This is a genomic window from Paenibacillus nuruki, from assembly GCF_001721045.1.
Classification (GTDB): Bacteria; Bacillota; Bacilli; order Paenibacillales; family Paenibacillaceae; genus Saccharibacillus; species Saccharibacillus nuruki.
On record NZ_MDER01000105.1, the window covers coordinates 1 to 2,367 of the forward strand.

At 29.6% G+C, this 2,367-nt stretch carries 2 protein-coding genes; one reads left to right on the forward strand and one right to left on the reverse strand.

What is annotated here, in order from left to right; all coding sequences use genetic code 11:
* Positions 1 to 733, forward strand: a 733-nt coding sequence (locus tag PTI45_RS24330; RefSeq protein ID WP_175425260.1) for a hypothetical protein, incomplete at its 5' end; no start/stop codon positions are given.
* A gap of 753 nt (positions 734 to 1,486) precedes the next feature.
* Here the strand turns inward: PTI45_RS24330 and PTI45_RS23200 are convergent.
* Positions 1,487 to 1,864 (reverse strand): hypothetical protein, encoded by a 378-nt coding sequence (locus PTI45_RS23200; RefSeq protein WP_069329961.1) that lies wholly within the window; start codon positions 1,862 to 1,864, stop codon positions 1,487 to 1,489.
* Between the last annotated feature and the right edge of the window lie 503 nt (positions 1,865 to 2,367).

Here is a 2,367-nt window from a genome sequence, read left to right on the forward strand (position 1 = left end):
CGATAACAATATTGATCCCTCTCATCTAGATAATATATTTAATTCATATTTCTTTGAGTTAAAATCGATCTTTAACTTTGAAATTAAAATAGCACCCTGGGAATATGATTTTGATTATTACGATGACGAAGAAATTACTGAACTGGAAAGAGTTGGTTTAAGACCATTACTTCAAGGAAAAGGAATTAATGAAATATTAAGTATTTATAAGACTACTTTTAATACTTCATATTCGGAACAACAAATTTTAAGTTTTAGTCGTATTATAGAATACGTGTCTCAAACGGTTATTCGTAAAGACTTAATTGATAAAGCTATGATGAAACTATCTAGTAAAAGAGCTCTAGCACCAGATTCAAATTATATTTTAGAACTAAATAAAATCTTTGATGATCATAGAGACTTAGGAAGAGATTACCAAGCATTTAAAATAACAATAGAAACATGCTGTGATATTCTAGAGTTAGTAGAAATTGCCCCACTATTTTTAAAGAAAACTAAAAAACTAACGATAGAAAGTAAACCTGATGCTATTGATCAAGCTTATAATGAAATTATAGATGCAGTTACTGCAACTAGAAATAAATATGCACATGCAAAAACAAACTATAAAGTTAAAGGAACAGAATGCCCGGAAGACCAATTAAAAGAATTTGCTGAATTGTTGAATATGATATCACAACAAACAATTAGATGGTTTAGTATGCAAAAAGAAGACAATCGGATTGTTTAAAAAATCTAGATAATGTGAATAATTTTGAAAATATAATACAAGTATCAAGAAAATAACATATTTTAAATAATGATTGTTTATTGGTTTTCCTTTTGTAAATGTAGAGCTAATTCGTCTTCTTTCTCCTGAATATCTTCTATATTCAGGTTGACTAGTTCACTACTACTAAGACTTAACGAACTGCTCCAGCCGCATAAAAGTAGGAAACGATCACGGACGTGCAGAAGATCATCATCGATCTGGATTTGACTTACGAGCTGTATCGAATGGTATTTTTTCTTACTTTATCTTGAAATACTCTGATCAGATACAGAGTATTTCAAGGGATCATGGCTCCTTATATTGTTGTTCCCTGATAGATGAAAGTAACATTCTAGCCATCACTGAGATCACTGTAGGTCTATGGTTAAATACGAGTAGCATGGGAAGGTTTAAAATTTTGGATTACAAGTAGAGTTGAATCCAAATTAATTACACTTCCAGAATCCAATGGAGAAAAACAAGAAATAAAATATACAAAATCAGATATACCACTACGATTTTAGCTAAAATTAAATAGCAGAAGCAGGGGCGAGATATTCTAGTTTATAGGTCAGTAAAATCAGTGAAATAGGTAATAATTGACTATGAAGATCGTATAGAGTATTTTCGCTGTTATTCAATGATTGATTAACTATAAAAAAGCACATGCTTATATCATAAGCATGTGCTTTTTTATAATTTGATACTAATTTCTACAAGCTAATAAACATATTATTCGCTATACACATATGCTTTAGCATATTTACCTGAATTCAATCGTACTTCAATTTGATATTCCTCACCAAATTTCATGTAATAAGCCAGTTTAATCGTAGTAGCACCATTTGTTCTATAAACGTACGATTCACCTCTTGTTGAAGGATTGGGAGTACTAGGACCCCAGTAATTATTCATATAAATTGTTGCTGCTCCATCTGTTACAAACGTGACAGAAGCTTGTTTACCTTTACCAGTTACATAACCAAAAGATGAACCACCATCGGTATTATTAATAAAAGCATATGTACCAGCAGCAGAAGCGACAGAAACTGAGCTAAAAGTAATTACAAAGGCTAAAATAACAATAGTTAAAATTTTTGCTTTCTTCATTTGAAATCCTCCTTCTAGTTAAGTTTAACTTATATTATAGGATATTTGGTTTTATTTGTAAAAATGAGTTTTTTATTTTTGTTACAAAATAGAGTGAAATAGGTTTTTAATAAATATTATTAATGTACTCTCTTTATTAAATTTTATGATTCCAGTTTAGGTAGATTATTTTTAAAAAATGGTTTGTTTCGAGTATACTGATCGATCATCACAGTAGATGTATATCCCGTCTGTCCTTGAATAATGTAGTCTGGAACGTTCATTTCTGGTGCAGTTCTTAAATAACACGCACGAAGACTATGTGCACCAGAATCAGCATTCTATAATCCAGCAGTATTAATATGCTTTTTTAATAAGATTGATCGATTCTCTATTTATTCGATTTATACGATGAAAAATTAGATAAGTAAGCCTTTATAATGTTCAATATATTCTTCTTGAACTTCTTGAGTAACATAATAATCATTGATAAATCTTGGTTATATTTATAATATAGTATATAT